The organism is Butyrivibrio fibrisolvens, from assembly GCF_023206215.1.
GTDB classification, from domain to species: domain Bacteria; phylum Bacillota; class Clostridia; order Lachnospirales; family Lachnospiraceae; genus Butyrivibrio; species Butyrivibrio fibrisolvens_C.
The window spans coordinates 1,774,854-1,793,843 of sequence record NZ_CP065800.1 but is presented as its reverse complement, the minus strand read 5'-3'; the positions used below and the strand labels follow the sequence as shown (position 1 = coordinate 1,793,843).

Sequence of the window (18,990 nt, the reverse complement as noted above, 5' to 3'; positions counted from 1 at the left end):
CGATCAGCGTTTGAAGTACAGATACATGGTCATTTTTGCATCAAACTAGTCCTTAGAAAATTGGATTATTAAATATATTATTTTATAATGATAATGTGCACACGAAGTTTATTATGATGATTCTAACTTTTGAAAGTTGCATATTCATTAAAATAACAATATGTCCGAAAAAAATCTATATGGGCATTTAGTATTTCTTTAAATATTTAACCTCACATATATTTTTGAATTAAGGAGGAATTAACGTGTTAATTGCATCCTATAGTTTCGGTTCTAAAGAAAATATGATAGGTGATACATCTTTTTATGACAAATCAAAGGGATATGGTTTTGTTGATCTAAGTTCTCCTATAGGCAATACCGCATCTGAAAGGTCTTTGTATGCAGGTGGTTGGAATCTCAGAAAATCCTATAAGACGCCCTGGGATGATATTGTTACTGCTACAGATAATGGAGTTTATATTAATCATTCAAGAGATGTGATAATCTTTAAGTCATTAGTTCCTGATTTCGGGACCTACAAAATAACTCTTAATGTAAACGCTGATAAAGGCGATATCAAAGATATGCGAATATTCGCCGGACGTAGAAATCTCATTGCTTCCGAAATAGATGTGCCACTTGGCGGATCGTATTCAAGATCTTTCTATGTTAATGTCACTCCTTATATACCTGCACTAACGAGTGTGCCTTGTATGGAGAAAGCTGTCTATATAAGCATTACTGGTAAAAATGCGGGAATTTCCAAGTTAGATATAGTTCAAGATCAGGTACCCGTACTGTATGTTGCAGGGGACTCGACCCTTACAGATCAGAACGCTCCTGCGCCTTACTATCCATACGGAAGCGGAGGCGGATGGGCTCAGAATATAGCTCAGTATTTCGAAAATATAAGTGTATGTAATTATGCTCACTCAGGCCTTACTACTAACTGTTTCAGAGATGACGGACATTGGGATATCCTTACGAAGTCAATTCGTGAAGGGGATATATTCATGCTCCAATTCGGACATAATGATCAAAAGCGCCGCAATCTCACTGCATTTGGTGGGTATATCAATAATCTAAGATGGTATGTCAAAAAAATACGTGAGTTTGGAGCTTATCCAATCATATGCTCTCCAATAAGCCGTATTCCTTTCACTGATGAAGAAACAGGCAAAAAATGTTCTCTTTTAAAAACTTATGCTCTTGCTGCAAGGCAGGCCAGTGAAGAACTCAATGTTCCATTCATAGATCTTCATACACTGACTTTCAATAAATGGATCGAACTTGATGACAGGGCTAATGATTATTTTATGGATCAAACTCATACCAACGATTATGGCGCATCTCTTATAGCTGAGATCGTTGCTGACGAGATCAGAAATAATAACATAGAGCCTTTGTGTAATTTCATATCTCCTGCAGATCCGACTCCATTTACACCCGATCTTGATATCAAGGAGCTTCCAAAAGAACCTGAAGAAAGCAGCATCTTTGATATAAATATCCCTTACGTTGATATAGAGGGTATCCCACAGTACGGGCGCATAGCTACAGCTTTCAAAGGCGGTCTTCTTGATCCTTGCATCATGTATCTTCATCCTATGCAGACTATGCCAAGAGCTCAGGTTCTGATGGTCCTTTTTAAGGCTCTTCGAATTGAAGGAAGACGTCCATATCATGGAAGATATATAGATATAGGAAGATACGAGTGGGATTCATCTTTTGTTGAAACCTGTGTTCAGGAGAATCTTATCGATGAGAATACTACTCCTAACGATATGTTCAGGCCTGATGATCCACTTACTTATGCAGAATTTGCCAGTCTGTGCGAGCGCGGCATGGAAAAGGAAGTCTTGAAAAGGCCTGACCTCGGACTTTCTGAGTGCCTTCACAGGGCTGTTGCTGATGGTATAGTTCCTCCTGAAGCTGTATATATCGATCCTTCAAGTTTTGATTCAAGTGATATTACAGACGGAGGATGTCCCATAACAAGAGCAGATGTATATGCTGGTCTTTGCAGGGTAATGGAAATAATGAATACTATAGGAACTAAACTTCCTTCAGATACTGAGATGCACCCTGTCGGATAGAGCATTCTTTGAAGCAGTCCTGCCATTAACATTTCTATAAATAACAAAAAGCCTTCGAATATCTTAAACATGTATTCGAAGGCTTTTTATAACTATTTTAAATAACTATTTTTAAACAACTTCAATTCAGATAAGGAGCGAGCTTTTTGCCTACATACGAAATAGCAGGACCTAATAATAATGCCATTATAACTATTCCTATGTTTGGAACTGCGCCAAGAAGATATCCGATAATGATTGCCAGAAAATCATAGCCCATTCGTACATACTTGAACGGAATATTCTTCAAAAGTCTATCATGAACTATTATAGGAAAAGCATCATATGGTGCTACTCCCATGTCGGTATTCATGTAAATCGCTACGCTTATAACAAAGCTTACGATCGCTACTGCAAATATGACTCCTCTATATGGAAATGTTGTAAAAAACTCTTTTGGTAAGATTTTTGACCAAAGCCATCTGCAAATATCAGCAACATAACCTATCAATACCATATTCGCAATCGTGCCAGGTCCAATCTGTCTTATGTCATATTTAATTACGATCAAAAGTAAAACTGCATTTAATAAAAGCTGCCAGGTGCCAAAAAGTATCCCAAATTTTCTGGATATTGCAACATTCATAAATGTACAAGGATCTGTACCAAGATTAACCTCGATAAGAAAAGATAGGAAAAAGCCCATACACAGAACACCAATCAGCATAAGCGCCAATTTCTTGACAAATGCCTGTTGGTGTGTGTATGCATAAATCTTTTGTCTCATCAGTCGAGATAATCCTTAAGCTTACGGCTTCTGCTGGGATGACGCAGTTTACGAAGTGCTTTTGCTTCAATCTGACGGATACGTTCACGAGTAACGTTGAACTCTTTACCTACTTCTTCAAGAGTTCTGGCTCTTCCGTCATCAAGACCGAATCTGAGTCTTAATACTTTCTGCTCACGCTCTGTAAGTGTTCCAAGGACTTCAACAAGCTGCTCTTTAAGAAGAGTAAATGCTGCTGCATCAGCAGGAACCGGAACATTATCATCCTGAATGAAATCTCCAAGATGCGAATCTTCCTCTTCACCTATAGGAGTTTCAAGAGATACAGGCTCCTGAGAGATCTTAAGGATCTCACGAACTCTTTCTACAGGCATATTCATCTCTTTTGCAATCTCTTCCGGAAGAGGCTCACGGCCAAGTTCCTGAAGAAGCTGTCTGCTGATACGAATAAGCTTATTGATAGTCTCAACCATATGAACAGGAATACGAATAGTTCTGGCCTGATCTGCTATGGCTCTTGTTATAGCCTGACGAATCCACCATGTAGCATATGTTGAGAACTTGAATCCCTTACGGAAATCAAACTTCTCTACAGCCTTGATAAGACCAAGGTTACCTTCCTGAATAAGATCCAGGAAGAGCATTCCACGGCCAACATATCTTTTTGCTATAGATACAACAAGACGAAGGTTGGCTTCTGCAAGCTTATTCTTGGCATCATTACCAAGTTCAATAAGCTCTTTGAGTTCTTCATCTGTCTTGCCTTCTATAAGTTCTTTTTCGTCATCTTTAAGATCCAGAGAACTACGGTCCTGAGCTTTGAGAACTCTCTCTGCCAGCATACCATTCTCCATATCCTGAGCAAGAACTATCTCCTGATCAGCATTAAGGAGCGGTACTTTACCGATTTCCTTAAGATACATACGTACAGGATCTTCTATACTTACGCCATCAGGAACTGAGAGATCGATATTCTCCATATCGACTTCTTCTTCATCATCAAGATCGATATCTTCATCATCAACAGGGATATCATCTACATCCTCTGACATACGAAGAACATCTATTCCTGATTTTTCAAGTACTTCAAGTACACTATCAAGCTGATCTTCGTTAAGATTAAGCTCTGAGAGCTGATCGCTGATCTCATCATATTCAAGTACGTTCTTTTTCTTCTTGGCAAGAGCAAGAAGTTCTTTAAGCTTAACCTTGAATCTTTCCTGAGCATCTTCATCCATTTCGCCTGATGACTGATTATCTTTTTCTAATGTATCGGCTTTTGCTTTAGGAGTCTTGTCAGTTTTTGGTGCTTTGGGCGCTTTTGCAGCCTTGACAGGTTTAACTTCCTTTTCCTGTGCCTTTGCAGTCTTTACTTCTTTATCTTCTACTTTATCAGCAGTCTTATCTGCCGCTTTCTTTGTTGTAGCTTTAAGCTTTGTTGTCTTGCTGGTTGTTTTTGTTTCCTTGATTTCTTTTTCTTCCTTTGTTGCTTTTGTCTGACTCACTTTGCTTTTTACTTCCTTCTTCCCTGTTTTTGTTGTTTCTGCCTTTTCGCTCACTTTCTTTACAGACTTATCCTTAGCCTTGGGTGAAGCTTCTTTGGCACTTTGTGTCTTACCTTTGTCTGTCTTTGATACTGCCTTTGATTTTTCTGTCTTCTTGTCATCACTTAGCGTCTTCTTACTGGTACTCATTTTTTCCTCCCTTGGGGCAAATATGCACCTTCTAAAAAAACCGTATCGTGTGATCTTCAGTCAAGTCCAATGCGACTATGCGCCAGCTCTTCCAGCTTCTTTTTGCTGTCCACTATTGTTTTAAGCGCGTTTGCATCTCCCAGCTGTATCTCACTTTTTTTCTTTTCATAAGACATTCTGCGGATATCATAAATGATATCGTGCAAAGCTTTTTCTTTTTCCTCTCTGGTCTCAATTCGGACCAGATTGGTATTGAAGATTTCCGATACCCTCGACTGCTGCTCTTCATCATCAGGAAAAAGAGAGAGAATGGATGCAGCCAAAAATCTTCCTGCGTCAAGGCCTTCGTACATCTTCTCCGCGACTTTACGATAAAGTTCATCGGTAAAGTCATCCGGACTTATATATTTTTTGACTATTTTATAAATATCAGGTTCATCAGCAATCCATGTAAGCAGTAAGCGTTGAGGTCTAAGGATATTATCCTTGGGATCCCTCCTTCTTTGATTCTGATAAGCCTTAATATCCTTTCCTGACTGCTTCGAAGTTATGCCTTCAGAAGCTATCGAAACAACGAGATTTTTTAGATCTCCAATCGGAATTGCAAGTTTGGCTGCCGTCGCCTGAATATAGTTTTCTCTTTCGAGGCTTTCACTAAATTCGCACAAACGCCTTGCGACAGCTCTGTAATACGCAGTTTTGCCGGCAGGATCTGTCATATCATAGTCCCTTTGCATTATCCGTATCTCAAAGAAAAATGTGTTTTCCGCATTTCGAAGTCTTTTTTCAAAGGCTTCCTGTCCTTCGTTTTTGATAAATTCATCTGGATCTTTATAAGGCTCAAGGTTAAGAGCTTTTCCACGAAGTCCTGCTTCTTTGAGTATCTGTATTGCTCTAAGCTCGGCTTTAACTCCCGGGCCGTCACTATCATACGACAAGATAACTTCCTGTGTATACCTTTTTATAAGCTGGGCCTGTTCTGCTGTAAATGCAGTTCCAAGCGAAGCTACCGCCTGAGTAAATCCCGCCTGATGCATAGCTATTACATCCATATACCCTTCACATAATATGAAGTTACCGGCTTTTGAATTCTTGGCAAAAGACAAACCGTATAGATTTCTTCTTTTGTTAAAAATAGGCGTGTCATTGGTATTAACATATTTGGGTTTGGCATCTCCTAATACTCGTCCGCCAAATCCTATAACTCTGTTATTTATATCAAAAATAGGAAACATGACTCTGTTCCAGAACACATCATGCGTTCCTCTTTTTTCATCATGTGAGGCAAGCCCTGCAAGGATCATTATCTCATCAGAATAGCCTTTTTTCCTAAGATAATTAACAAGATTACCTGCTCCCACAGGAGAATAGCCAAGTCCAAACTTCTGCATGGTCTCGTTTGATAATTTCCTTTTCTGGAAATAATCAAGTCCTGTCTTACCGCCGGTTCCACGAAGCTCATAAAAATAATACTTGGCAGCCTCTTTATTGATATCATATAATAGCTGCCTTTGGGATCTTTCTTTTCTGGCTTCTTCAGTATCATCTGCTGCCGAAAGCGCAACTCCGGACCTGTCTGCCAGTTCCTTGACTGCTTCCGGAAATGTCAGACTGTTATAGCGCTGCAGGAAGCTAAAAACATCTCCTCCGACGCCACATCCAAAACAATGATACATCTGTTTGCTCTGGGAAACCGAAAAAGAAGGTGATTTCTCGTTATGAAAGGGGCATAGCCCCATATAATTCGATCCTTTTTTTTCAAGATGGACGTATTGTCCTATTACATCTACTATATCGTTACGTGAGCGGATTTCTTCAATCAACTCGGGTGTGAACTGCATTATTAACCTCATGCCGCGAGTGACTAATGGTTCGATATTGGTGGAGCTCGCGACACCAATTCGCGGATCCTATAGCAATTAGATTATTATATTACTATCGTCTCCCTATGTCCTCTAATAAACTGACCACGATTTAGGAATGAATAATTCTTCATAGCGCGCTATAGCAAAACGATCTGTCATAGAGCTGACATAATCGCAGGTGACTTTCTCAATAGGTTCACCTTTGTCCAAAAGATTCTTCAAATATCCCGGGAATCTGTCTTCGTGGTGTAAGTAATAATCATATAATGTTTTGACAAGATCAACCGCCTTGCCCTCTTCCCCTTTGGCAACAGGGTTGGTATATACTCTTGCAAACATGAACTTTCGCAGCTCCAGCATTGCATTGTAGACTTCGTCCGACATTCTGATGTCGTCCTTGTCAGTACTGTTCTCAACAATATCATGGATAAAGGTATCAAGCCATTCTCCGTTGGTCTTGCCTACAATCTTGCTGATCTGTTCCGGAACATCATCAGGGCTTAATATACCGCCTCTTATCGCATCATCCATATCATGATGAATATAAGCTATTTTGTCAGAAAGCCTTACAACTCTGCCTTCCAAAGTTGCAGGTGTAAGTTCCATCTCATGATTTATAATACCGTCTCTTACTTCCCAGGTAAGATTAAGTCCTTTACCTTCTTTTTCAAGCATTGTAACAAGCCTAAGGCTCTGTTCATTGTGCCTGAAACCGTATGGGCTAACAGCATTAAGAGCTCTTTCACCGGCATGACCAAAGGGCGTATGTCCAAGATCATGTCCCAGAGCTATTGCTTCACACAGATCTTCATTCAGTCTAAGTGCTCTTGCAAGTGTTCTGGCATTCTGAGCAACTTCAAGAGTATGTGTCATCCTGGTCCTGTAATGATCTCCATCAGGTGTCAGGAAGACCTGTGTTTTATCTTTTAATCTTCTGAAGGATTTGGAATAGAGGATCCTGTCTCTGTCCCTTTGAAAACATGGCCTTATGTCACAAAGTTCCTCATCCCTCTCGCGGCCTTTGGAATCTCTGCTAAGAACCGCATATTTACTCAGTGTCTCAGCTTCCCGCTTTTCAAGATTTTCACGTATTTTCAAATAAACTCCATTCCGTGGGGTCAGTCAAGAATACTATGATCTAAGCTCCACTCATCAATACGCTGCATATATTGATCATTAAACCATGAAACCGCCTGATCAAATCCATCTTCACTGAATTCAAACTCACATGTTGTCATTTTGGATGGATCTGTCTGACCATATGCAAATGGTTCAGGCCATACAGTTGCAACTAGCTTTGCTTCACCTCTTTGATCAACCGGGATAAAGATAACATTGACAAGAGGATCTCTTGCTAGTCTGTACCTCATTCCCTTGTAACTTCCAAAAAAGGCTTCACCATAATTGTAATGGTTGAAATTGAAGAAAGTGTGTTTTTGTATAGGTCTTACATCCTGAATATTGTCATCCATTATCCATTCATCCTTAGATGTCTTTTTAGTTTATAGTTCGAATCTTCCGGTATCCTTATGGTTGACAACATAATAAGCTTTATTGTCCTCAGGCTTGATATATACCTGTACTTCTTGTATATCGGTAAGCTTATGTCCATTGGCAACATAATTCTCTCTTGCTTTTTCAAGAATATCGGTTGTACGAACTTCCGTATTTTTATACTGGATATAAACTTCGTCCTTCTCATTTTTCTTCATGACCTGACGAGTTATATCATCGCTGACAAATTTTGCAGCTCTCCTGGCCTTTTCAGAACCTTCTTTTATGCTTTTGGCTGCTGGCTCTGCTGCCTTTCTGGCTTTCTTGATGTAGGGATCAGCCTTCTTTTTTGTATCATCAATAAAAGGCTGTGCTTTGGATTTTATGTTCTCTACATATGGCTCGGCATTCTTGCGGGCATTCTCAATGACCGGTATTGTTGCGTCTTTGATGTCATCAAGTACCGGTTTAGCCTGCTGTGAAAGGTCCTGAGCCACTTCCGTCAAGGAGTCTTTAATCTTTTTGATCTTGTCGCCTGTCTTATTCTCTGCCATAATCTCGCTCCTTTAAAACAAAATTCCGCCCTTATAAAACATACTGCAACAGATTAAGTATACCACATAATGTCAAACTCTTTGACTAGTATTTTATTATGATCATTATATTTTTTTAATTAAAAAGGTTTTGATCGGATACAACTACTTTACCTGTAAATTCACATCTGACAGTGACACGGCTAGAACCGCCTATAGTGCAGGTAAATACTGTAAGATCCCAGTCTCCCTGGTCCATAATATCAACTCCGTACGAATCTATTATCTCTGTATATGTAACTGTATAATAAAAGCTAAGTCCATTAACATCTGTTATTATGACTGTATCGCCGCTCACAAGGTTTTTAAGTCTTCCAAAGTGCCTGTCATAGTTGTGTCCGGCTACTATAAGGTTGTTCTCATAAACAGAACCTTTATAACGGCACGGAGATATTTTGGCATTTTGGGATGACCAGTCGCGCTGTATTGGAAGACTTATATCCAATGCAGGTATAGAAACTATTCCGATAAAACTATTTCCATCTACATCTATAGCAGGCATCTCACCTTCTTTGGGAATAGCAATTCCATCATCATGATCAGGAATCTGCTGCTCAACAAGAGTCATATAAGAATCTGCAAGGTCACCTGCATTTCTGCTTTCTATATAATTTCTAACAACAAAAGCCATTGCACCTATTATGCATATAAATCCAACAGCCATCATTACTTTTCCTTTAGTCATTTTCATAAACAACTCCGTTTCCTTGCCTTTATAAAGCTCTGAAAATTCCTAAAAAACAGCGAGAAGAAAGCATCCCCGCTCCTTCCCGCTTTTAATTGTAATTCTTTTGTGCATAAAAACAATTGTTCTTATACGCTCTTTTTGTCACTAATAAATCCTACTGTAAAAAATCCTATCCCAATAAGCGCTAAAGCAAATACCGGCCACCAGATCTGACCTGTCTGAGGAAGTCTTGTTGCTCCAAGCACTTCAGGTGTGTCATCTTCTGTAATTGCAAGTCTGACTGCTCCCAGAACCTCTTCAACAGGATTGTCAGGTGTCTTGGGATTCTCCGGCTCAGAGGGGGTTGTTGGCGGCGTATCATTACCGGTATTGGTCATCGTAAAGACATTGCCGTTCTGAGAATATGATACTGTATAACCTGCAGGCACAGTCTCTGATATAGTAAAGCTATGTCCTTCCTTGTATGTCCAGAAATAGTGCCAGTTATTAGATGCTGAAAGTGTAACTGTCTGATATAAGTCTCCATCAAGATAGATCCCTACTTCAATTGACTCTGGGCGCTCCGTGCCATTATCAACCCAGTTTTTGTAAATATTATATTGGACTTCCTTAGGATTTAAATAATATTCACACTTGGCAGATACATCTACAATATACTCATCTCCATTATCATATACCCATGTATCTGTTTCCGGATCGATCGTAGGAATAGTGGCGAAAAATGGTGTAAAAGTGTATGTGCAGTTTTGAGACTTATCTTCAAGCGTATCTCCAACCACCAGATATACACCAAGATCAAGTCCACTTATTACAGCTGTCCCATCAGAGTCAGATATGCCATTTGCATCCGCACTTATACTATTGGTATAAATATATGTCTTAATTGGTCCAAGAAGTATATTCCATTCATCTGCAGATGAAATCTTATTGACAGAAATAGCGCTAACTTCTGCAATATCTGCATATGGCGATTCCCATGCAAACGCACCGGCTTCATTCACAGAAGCTATGCGATATAGATGAACGTTAACGCCACTTATTGGCATAGGGTTACTCACATTATCTTCTGTTATATCGCACTTATAGGATAACCTAATGGTCCCTTTCTTGGAGGTATCTATCCTGTTCCTTGCCTGTGATGTACTTCCCAGACATGCAAATATGGAGCTCATAATGAGAATTGTCATTATAATCCCGATTATTCTTTTGATAGCTTTGAACTTCTTCTCCATATTACTCCTTAAATCACTTACCTTTATTAAAATGTTTAGATGTCCTTATCATAAATACAATAAATATTACCAAAAGAATTGGCACTGCTATAAAGATAGCAACAGTAAGCGTACTGTACATAGTAGCATCAGCTGTGATAATAAGCCTTTCTTCCTGATTATAATCTACTCTTTTGCCTCTTACCAAAAGTCGATGTGTGTTGACACCATAAGGTGTACATGTAACCAAGGTAACATAATCTTCACCGTCATATATATACAGACTTTCTGTCTCATTTGGAAGGACTATATTGATCGAGTCCACCTCATAAGCAAAAACCTGATCCATAATATGTAAAAGAAACGTATCTCCTTCTATCATCTGATCAAGATTGGTAAGCAGCTCTGCAGACGGAAGTCCTCTGTGACCGGATAGTACTGTATGAGTTGACGCTGTCCCTGTTGGGAAAGACGTCCCCGGAAGATGTCCAATTCCTACTGAAAGTACAGACTCTTCTACTCCATGATAGATCGGAAGGTTAACACCTATGTTCTCTATCTCAAGATAACCTATAATACCCGTTCCTGTAGGATCAAGGATCGTATTATATTCTTCCATCTCTTCATCTGTAAGATTAAAATCCATCACACCATTTGCAAGCTTTTCGTTATAAAGAATAGCTGCCTGCCAAAATGATGAATAGTCTTCGGGTGTCATAGAGTCCAAAGCAGTATTATAGTCTGCTATAGCCTTGGACTGTTTTAGCCCGTTCAAATAATTACTGACAGATGGATACAAAAAAATGCATAAGCCGACAATAAGAACTGCAGCGAAAAATACTGTAGATAAATTCTTTTTTATATAACTTTTCATTCGCTACCTCTTTTGCCAAAACTCTCCACCATCCTTTGACAGATGGCGGAGAAAGCGGTCATATACCGCTACAAATCATATCTTAGTATATCTTCGCTATAGGCGAATCAATAATACAATGCATACAATAAGTTTTAGGATTAAACTGCTGCTTTTCTCTTAACGATGAATGCAGCTACTGCCATAAGGATAAGTGCGCCGCCTACAAGATAGAACATTGTTGTACCAACGCCACCTGTAGAAGGAAGGTAAGCACCTGTTGTATTTACTACGAAAAGAGTATTCTTATCAACAGAAACATTACCAATCTTAGCTGCATTATCTTCGCCATATGTAGCTGAAATAGTTCCAACTGCTGTGTTATTAGTAGAATCTACAGTTCCTGAAATAGAAATCTTAATATCATCTGTAAGCATGTTGTAGCCAGCCTTGGCCTGTGTCTCACGAAGATAATAAACTCCTGTATCAAGACCATTTATCTTAATCTTACCTTTTGAAGATGTAACAATATCGTCAGTTACATTATCGGCATTCTGGTCAGCTGCTAAAGTGTAAACACCATCTTTATAAAACACTTTTAATACAGTCTTTCCATCTGCTGCAAGAAGATTGAAGTGTGTATCATCAAGTGCTGTACCGTTCTCATCCTGCTTTATGATATTGATGTCATAAGTATATGTGTATGTACGATCATGCGCTGTTGTACCGTCATTACCATATGATACATATGTATCATTGAGCTGGCCTTTGTTGACCTGCGCACCCTGAGTGATCTGAGCTGAATAAACTACAGTTACGAAAACAGTATTTGTAAGATTTTCTGTATAAGATGTATCAAAAGATACTGTGAATCCGTTTCCATCTGTATTTACAGATGCTTTAGCTTTTACTGCGTCTGTTACATCGCTTCCAGTAGCATCTTCTGCATAGTAAACTACTGCAGATTTTTCTTTATAGCTAAGAGTAGCATCCATAGTATCATGAAGTACTACATTGGTTGTCTTGGGAAGAAGTGTTACCTTTGTTTTGAATGTAACTGTATCGCCAATCTGACCGTCATTCCATTCTCCCCAGCCATTGGACTCGTCAATGCTGAAAGTTTCTGCTGCTTTGGAGTTCTCCTGAACTTCTTTCTCAGGAGCAGGTGTTGTCACGTTCTTTTCTTCAACTGATACAGAAGGTGATGTAAGACCTGTACTATTAACTGCACCAAGTGAAGAATCGATTACATAATAACCATATGGAAGGTTTGAGATAGTAACTGTCTTCTCCTGTGCTACTGCCTGTCTTGCAGTAAGGTTAGTATGAGAAGCAATATACTTGATACTTCCTGTCTGAATAGCAGAAGCGAACGCTACATCATTAGCTTTTGTAACTCCTGTTACATAGTACTCACCATCATAATTAGTAATATATGAACTAAGTCCGTACTCATTACTTGTAAAAAAATCTACCCACTCCGCTGTAACTTTATATGTACCATGAGTATCTGTGAACTGTGCTGTACCATTAGTATCTGTGGACTCTGCTGCATTATTAAGTGTTTCGTCTACAGCTGTATACTCAAGTACTTCATAGGCTGTATAAGTCTCACCTTTTGTTGCTCCTGTTACTGTAATGCTTCCGGCATTTTCCTGAGCATTAGCTGTGATAGATCCTGCTGCAGTTACGCCAAGAAGCGCTGCTGTGAGGATTCCTGTTAATAGTGCCTTGAATCTCTTCATTTCTTTCTCCTTTTCCCTGTTCCCCTGGCCTTCTCCAAAAAAGTAAGACTTAACCCGGTGTCAGATAAATGTGATTAAATTTTGTTTTGTAACCAGCTTATATTTCATAAATCGTGCCTTTTGGCACGATATTATGCCATAGTGTAGCATTTTGACCATCTTACAAATACTCATATTTATGATAATATTTGTATTTTCGCGTAAATGCTATGATTCTATTGCATCGCATTGTATTTCAAAATTCTTTATTATGATCTGCTCTTTTTAGTTCTTTTCAAAATAAAGAATACAATTGCTGCAAGTACTAAAAGTCCACCTATGATCCTGAATATAATCGTTCCGATACCTCCTGTAGAAGGAAGTGTGTTATTAACAAGCGACTTATTGGTAATAGTCAGCTGACCATAATCATAGGTGCTGCCGTTAATATTCATTGCATATTCAGGGCTTCCCTCTACAGTTGTCGTATTGCCATTACCATCAACATAAGAATATGTAATGCTGTAGAGTGAATTGTATGCATCATCTTCAGCCACTCTGTAAAGATAAGCATTGCCGCTTGCATCAAAAGCAGGCAGATCCTCAAATGTATAACTCCATTCATTTGCACTGGTCAGCTGCAGCGTTTGTACAAAAGTCCATTCATTTTCATCCTGAGTCTTTCTGTACAAACTAAGATCAAGATAAGTATGGCTCTTTGAATCATCTTCGCCAGATGATGACAGCCAGGTCTTTTTGACTGTAAGCTGAGCAAGCTTATCATTAACAATATTCACAGTAGAAAGGCCGCTTGTAAAAGCTACTGTATTGCCTTCTACAGGTGTCATGTTTTCCGGTGTCATAACAAAATAGCTTACTTTATAACCTAAAGGCGCTCCATCTATCTTGTCGCCTTCATTCGAGGTTAACTCGACGATAGTATATAAGCTTCCAGGGACAAGATTAGAAATGATCTCGTCTCCATTAGCATCTTCACCGGATTTATATCCTGTGATAACTACATAACCGCCAACCTGAACGATGTTACGATCCTTGGTTTTTTCATACTTTGTTACATTGCCGTTTGCATCTACGCTGTAACCGTAAACCTTTAAAGCTTTGCCCTCAGAATCATATACGCGGAAAGAGAATTCTGTTCCATTTGCTATGGTTCCTTCTACTGCAGCGCTCTTAACAACCTTGATGGCTGCATAGCTGTTTACAAATACCACTCCATTTTGGTTATATGAAGAGTCATAAGTGGTAATGTAAGGGTTGCTGACAGGATTAGCTGTGTTAAGTCCCGAATTAAGTCTTACAGAGCTTGCCGCAACTTTTTGTCCTGATTCATCTGTATAAACAACATCAGCTCCTAGATAGAAGAAGTCCTCCGTTTTGGTTAAAGATACATTATCTTTATCACCGCTACTAAAAGCGCCTGCTTCTCTACCATCCGGATAGTTGACCCAGGTAGAATACGTCTTTTGGAAAGTTGTATACTGCTTGGATACTACTACTGTTGCATAATACACACTGGTATCATATATAACTCCGTTAGCACCAGTCATCTCTTCAGTGATCTTATATGTATATGTTCCTTCATATACATAGCTGATACTTCCAAAAGATGCCTTGGCAGTATATGAACCATCTTCGTTCGTATGTTTTGCACTACTGTTTATAGACAAAGTATATGTATTGTCATCATTTAATACTGCTGATATACCATCACCTGTAACAGTATCTGCCTTGGGCATAGGAACCGCTACGCCGGATACCAAGGTTCCATCAGAAAGAACAGTATCAGTAGCGCTTATACCTTCAAGCTTAAATGAGAAGGTCATGTCATCTTCCCATATACCGCCGTTAAAGTTCTTAGTAACCTCCAAAGGTGCAACAGGTGTTGAATAATAGTTACATACCTGAACGGTCTGAGTTTTTGAATAGCAACTACTTACACTAACAGTCTGTCCTACATTTGACAGATTGTTCTGATTGCCGCTGCTGACATCTACTGAGAATACTTTTCTCAGGTTCTCTCCACCTGTTCCGTAGTTATTATTGCCTTCATTAGCATCAGTGGTTACAGCATATTTTGTAACTCTGCTAAGGCCGGAATCAGTAATCGCATAATAATAATTGCCTACAGCGTTGTAACCAAGTGTAAGTCCGTCAGCTACTTCATCTACAACATAAGTTCCTACAGGAAGTTTAGAAACAGTCCACTGGGCGCTGTTATTATAAGTTACATCATAGCTTCTGCCTGTAAGATTGCCGTATTTGTCATATTCAACCGCTCTACCTGCTATAGTTCTACCATCAGATTTGTATGTTAATTCCGTCTGACCTGTTACAAATCCGGTAAATACTATATATGAACTATCTGCTGTATTGGTTATTCTGAATGTGACTTGTTTTAACAGAGCAGTTTTGGTCTTATCTCTTACAAAATCAGAACCAAAATCATTAACTACCATCTTATGGATACGAAGGTATCCGAAATCTTCAACAGACGGAAGATCATGATTGTGATAATGCCACTCATTGCAGGAAGTGATACAGTTCGAAACTACAACTCCGGCGTTAACACCACCTGTCACAACAGCTGAATCAGGAGCTATAAATGTACCGCAGGTATTGGTTATAGTAACATTGCTGGCATTCACAACGTTAAATATAACTGCAGTTGTAAGCCAGTCATATGATTTGTCTGTGTTTCCAACATATGAAGAGCTTACTGTTCCGTTAAGTTCATACGTTCCTATGGACAGATCAGAAGATGTACAGTTAAGAATCAGGTGTTGACCTTCGTTAAGGTATATATATAACTTCTCGTGATCTATATGAATATTATTGCCTGTATAAGTAAGAACATATGTTCCATTTGGGACGCCTCGGAGATCGATTGTTGTTCCGCCCTTATCTCTGTGACTTGCTTCAAATGCACCACCTATGCCTTCATACTTAGCATAATAATCATCAATACTGTTTATGACAGTAGGAACACTGATTCCGGAGTTCTTAACAATATTTGTTCCACTAGTATTAGTAAATTTGATCCGTCCATTACTATATTTGGATGTAGCTCCGCTTCCAAGATAGATGTTAGCAGGAGCTGTATGGAAGTTAACTGTAGTAATATTGTCTTCAAAATCACCAAAGTAGTTATTGCCACCTGCATTACTATAATTAACTGATGCTCCGACATCATTGCCTGTTGTCTTAACATATCCTGCCATTACGTTGGTTTCTGTATCGCCTGACCAGGAATATGTATTGGCTACAACACCATAATCATATGCAGCATTGAGCGATTTCTGATAGTCAAAGTCATCCACATACTGGTAGTTGTAATAATAAAGAATGCTGTTATTAAAAGATAAAGCATATACAGAAAAGCTTTCTGCCAAAAACTCAATCTTTTCATTGGACAAGGCATCACTACCTGCTTCTACCGCACTGGCTGTTATCTCTTCTATAGTAATGTCAGATGAAGTAGCTGATTGAGAAGCTTCTAATGTAGTAGCTGCAGTATCCTTAACCTCTTCAGAAAGGATCATATGTGATATTTCTACATCTTCCTGAGAAGAAACGCCTATATCTGAAAGCTGCTTATTTTTAAACTCTATTGTGATCTTTACAGATCCTTCTGTAGGCTCATATTCAACTTCAGTTTCATTACCTTCATCATCCTTCTCAGATACTATGAAAGCAATATCATAAAGAAGAGTATTGTCTTGTGTATGCTTTACTGATTCTTCTGATTCATCAGTTCCTTCTGATAAGCCAGATCCTTCCTCAGGCTGATCAGAATCTTTTGAACTCTCATTATCAGCAGCATTAAGAGCTTCTATATATGCATCAAAGGCTTCTCCCTCTGTGATCCTGGTAGCACGAAGCTCAGCATTTTCAGGAATAGCATTAGCATTTTGTAAAACGGCTGTAACTACTACATCATCATCGTCATATGTAAACTTGTATGTATCAGAATCATCTGAAGCATATTCAAACTTTACAACTGTATCTTTGGTTATATCTATATACGATTCACCATCTATAGTATATGAATATGTATATACTCCGTCATTTTCATCCAAAAGAGTTCTTTTAATACTTGTGACGATGTTTCCATCAATTGTTGCACGTACATATGTATATTCAGAACTATACTTTTTGTATGTGCTATATGTTTTTAACACCTTACGAACCTTAGCTACAGGTGCATTATCTACATCATCAAGGACAAGTACATCGTCTGTAAAAGCCGGAAGATCCATATCTGTAAATGAAGAATCTATCTCTTCTCCAAACTCATCTACAACAGATGCTCTTACATCTACAGCTACTCCTTTGGTCTTATATGTAATAATAAGTTCTGCATCAGATGTTATCTTGATCCAGTCAGTATTATCTTTAGAATAGTAGTAGTTATATCTGCTACCTTCAGAAGAATCTGATTCTAAGTGATCAGAGCTAGGATCCGTATCCGCATCATCAGCTTTATATTCCTGCCTTCTAATGGACTGAATCTGTTCTCCATCAAAAGAATTAGCTACATATTCATAATAGGTGGTATTGCCATCTTCATTAGTAATAGAAACATTACCAAACAAAGAAGAATCAATACTCACTTCTGAATCTGAGTCAAAAGAAATATCATCTATATCAATATCTAAGTAGTCACCACCAAGGGCATTACCATCTTCATCAACTACCAAAACAGCGATATTAACCGGAACATAATCATCTTCATCATCTTCATCATTTTGAATATCTGATGATGTATAAGCTGATGCTGCACTTGCTGATTCATCATCGTTAAGATCAGTAAGTTCAGAAGCTTCTATAGCTGACTCATCTGATTCATGCTCATCAGACTCTTCATCAGAAGTATTCTGTTCATCTGTATTATCAGCAGCCCTTGTATCATCTGATGATCCGTCATCTTCCTGCTCATCAGAAACAGATTCGGTGTCAGAACCTTCGCCGCTATTATTAACAATAGTCTCAGTCTGATGGTCACTATTATCAGACCCATTGCCATCTGATCCTTCAAGTATCATTCCAACTTCATCAGCGCCATCCTGTGTTGTAGCTGAAGCATCCTGATTTAATGAGTATATTGTTGTAAGACCTACAAGCATCGCAAGTACTATAACAATAGAAATCCATCTCTTATAGCGATTTCTTTTGCTCAAATACTCTCTTATGCGATTTTCACCTTTTTTCTGCATCCCTGTTTCCTCTTAACTTAACTTCCCTATAAAGCCTGTATTTTGGCGCACAAAAAAACACACCTACTAATAAAATCCTGTCAATAGTCAGTTATTAGTAATAATTCCAAATTCGCCAAATGGATAAATTCTGAATAGAACGTGACCGATTAGCTGTTCTTTTGAGATGCATCCCACTACATCTGAACGGCTATCTATAGACACACTTCTGTTATCCCCCAATACAAAGTATCTACTTTCCGGCACCTGGTATGGAAATTCAATATCTGTTGGTTCAAGGCTCTTTTCTGTAAGATATGGCTCATCCAAAACCACACCATTTACAGTGACATTGCCTTCACTATCTATATTGATCCAGTCACCTGGTGACCCTATTACCCTTTTGATCAACACTTTGTTGTTATAATAAAAAGCAACTAACTGTCCCGGCTCAAACGTATCTGTTTTAAAAGCTATTACAATCTGCCCTGTAGATAACGTCGGATACATTGATTCTCCGGATATCTTTTGAACTTTTACAAAAAAGCTGGCAATAAGAACAGAAAACGCAGCAACAGCCACAAGTATTCCTATTGTTTTAGCAAATGTAGTCTTATACTCCTGCTTACGCATTTCGTGATCAAGGGCATCTTTAAGCTGCTGTGTCGTCGGCTTGATGTTTTTAAGTTCATTATCTTTAGTATTAGTATTTTTGCTACTCACCGATATAATCCATCCCTGTATATATCAAAACATGTATGTTACATAAGATTAGCTTTTTATGTCTTATTGCATTTACCCGATTTACAAT

At 38.7% G+C, this 18,990-nt stretch carries 13 protein-coding genes; 1 reads left to right on the top strand and 12 read right to left on the bottom strand.

Annotated elements, in window-relative coordinates:
- Positions 1-245: 245 nt before the first annotated feature.
- On the top strand, positions 246-2,078 hold the full coding sequence (locus tag I7804_RS07295) for a GDSL-type esterase/lipase family protein (protein ID WP_027206579.1): 1,833 nt from the start codon (positions 246-248) through the stop codon (positions 2,076-2,078).
- Between the two features lie 121 nt (positions 2,079-2,199).
- Here I7804_RS07295 and I7804_RS07290 read toward each other — a convergent pair whose 3' ends face one another.
- From I7804_RS07290 to lepB, 12 genes are all read right to left on the bottom strand, one after another.
- Positions 2,200-2,844 carry a YczE/YyaS/YitT family protein gene (locus I7804_RS07290; protein ID WP_022753627.1) on the bottom strand — a complete coding sequence of 215 codons (645 nt, stop codon included), beginning with the start codon at positions 2,842-2,844 and terminating at the stop codon, positions 2,200-2,202.
- Positions 2,844-4,082, bottom strand: coding sequence for an RNA polymerase sigma factor RpoD (gene rpoD / locus I7804_RS07285; protein WP_027203743.1), 1,239 nt, complete (start codon positions 4,080-4,082; stop codon positions 2,844-2,846). Before rpoD ends, I7804_RS07290 begins: the two co-directional genes overlap by 1 nt.
- A gap of 512 nt (positions 4,083-4,594) precedes the next feature.
- Positions 4,595-6,391 (bottom strand): DNA primase, encoded by a 1,797-nt coding sequence (dnaG, locus tag I7804_RS07280; protein ID WP_248405708.1) that lies wholly within the window; start codon positions 6,389-6,391, stop codon positions 4,595-4,597.
- A 102-nt stretch (positions 6,392-6,493) separates the two neighbouring features.
- Positions 6,494-7,501 (bottom strand): deoxyguanosinetriphosphate triphosphohydrolase, encoded by a 1,008-nt coding sequence (locus I7804_RS07275; protein ID WP_248405707.1) that lies wholly within the window; start codon positions 7,499-7,501, stop codon positions 6,494-6,496.
- A 20-nt stretch (positions 7,502-7,521) separates the two neighbouring features.
- On the bottom strand, positions 7,522-7,875 hold the full coding sequence (locus I7804_RS07270; protein ID WP_022757241.1) for a hypothetical protein: 354 nt from the start codon (positions 7,873-7,875) through the stop codon (positions 7,522-7,524).
- A 30-nt stretch (positions 7,876-7,905) separates the two neighbouring features.
- Positions 7,906-8,451: a DUF6465 family protein gene (locus tag I7804_RS07265; RefSeq protein WP_022753632.1), complete on the bottom strand. Its 546-nt coding sequence runs from the start codon at positions 8,449-8,451 to the stop codon at positions 7,906-7,908.
- A 115-nt stretch (positions 8,452-8,566) separates the two neighbouring features.
- Positions 8,567-9,181 (bottom strand): sortase, encoded by a 615-nt coding sequence (locus I7804_RS07260; RefSeq protein WP_248405706.1) that lies wholly within the window; start codon positions 9,179-9,181, stop codon positions 8,567-8,569.
- Between the two features lie 122 nt (positions 9,182-9,303).
- The gene (locus I7804_RS07255; protein ID WP_248405704.1) at positions 9,304-10,410 is read right to left on the bottom strand and encodes a Cna B-type domain-containing protein; all 1,107 of its coding nucleotides are present in this window, start codon (positions 10,408-10,410) and stop codon (positions 9,304-9,306) included.
- Positions 10,411-10,423: 13 nt separating this feature from the next.
- Positions 10,424-11,263, bottom strand: a complete 840-nt coding sequence (locus I7804_RS07250; RefSeq protein WP_177173919.1) for a class C sortase — start codon at positions 11,261-11,263, stop codon at positions 10,424-10,426.
- A gap of 140 nt (positions 11,264-11,403) precedes the next feature.
- Positions 11,404-12,987, bottom strand: coding sequence for a SpaA isopeptide-forming pilin-related protein (locus I7804_RS07245; protein WP_248405703.1), 1,584 nt, complete (start codon positions 12,985-12,987; stop codon positions 11,404-11,406).
- 248 nt (positions 12,988-13,235) lie between these two features.
- The gene (locus I7804_RS07240) at positions 13,236-18,200 is read right to left on the bottom strand and encodes a Cna B-type domain-containing protein (RefSeq protein ID WP_248405702.1); all 4,965 of its coding nucleotides are present in this window, start codon (positions 18,198-18,200) and stop codon (positions 13,236-13,238) included.
- An 87-nt stretch (positions 18,201-18,287) separates the two neighbouring features.
- Complete coding sequence (gene lepB / locus I7804_RS07235; protein ID WP_022757236.1) at positions 18,288-18,902, bottom strand: signal peptidase I; 615 nt, start codon at positions 18,900-18,902, stop codon at positions 18,288-18,290.
- Positions 18,903-18,990 lie beyond the last annotated feature (88 nt).

What these genes read in the sequence shown, in the direction of transcription:
- rpoD (WP_027203743.1), bottom strand. Translation starts at nt 4,082, where the DNA reads ATGGATGAAGATGCTCAGGAAAGATTCAAGGTTAAGCTTAAAGAACTT.
- I7804_RS07265 (WP_022753632.1), bottom strand. Translation starts at nt 8,451, where the DNA reads ATGGCAGAGAATAAGACAGGCGACAAGATCAAAAAGATTAAAGACTCC.
- I7804_RS07260 (WP_248405706.1), bottom strand. Translation starts at nt 9,181, where the DNA reads ATGAAAATGACTAAAGGAAAAGTAATGATGGCTGTTGGATTTATATGC.
- dnaG (WP_248405708.1), bottom strand. Translation starts at nt 6,391, where the DNA reads ATGAGGTTAATAATGCAGTTCACACCCGAGTTGATTGAAGAAATCCGC.
- I7804_RS07270 (WP_022757241.1), bottom strand. Translation starts at nt 7,875, where the DNA reads ATGGATGACAATATTCAGGATGTAAGACCTATACAAAAACACACTTTC.
- I7804_RS07250 (WP_177173919.1), bottom strand. Translation starts at nt 11,263, where the DNA reads ATGAAAAGTTATATAAAAAAGAATTTATCTACAGTATTTTTCGCTGCA.
- I7804_RS07240 (WP_248405702.1), bottom strand. Translation starts at nt 18,200, where the DNA reads ATGCAGAAAAAAGGTGAAAATCGCATAAGAGAGTATTTGAGCAAAAGA.
- I7804_RS07255 (WP_248405704.1), bottom strand. Translation starts at nt 10,410, where the DNA reads ATGGAGAAGAAGTTCAAAGCTATCAAAAGAATAATCGGGATTATAATG.
- I7804_RS07245 (WP_248405703.1), bottom strand. Translation starts at nt 12,987, where the DNA reads ATGAAGAGATTCAAGGCACTATTAACAGGAATCCTCACAGCAGCGCTT.
- I7804_RS07290 (WP_022753627.1), bottom strand. Translation starts at nt 2,844, where the DNA reads ATGAGACAAAAGATTTATGCATACACACACCAACAGGCATTTGTCAAG.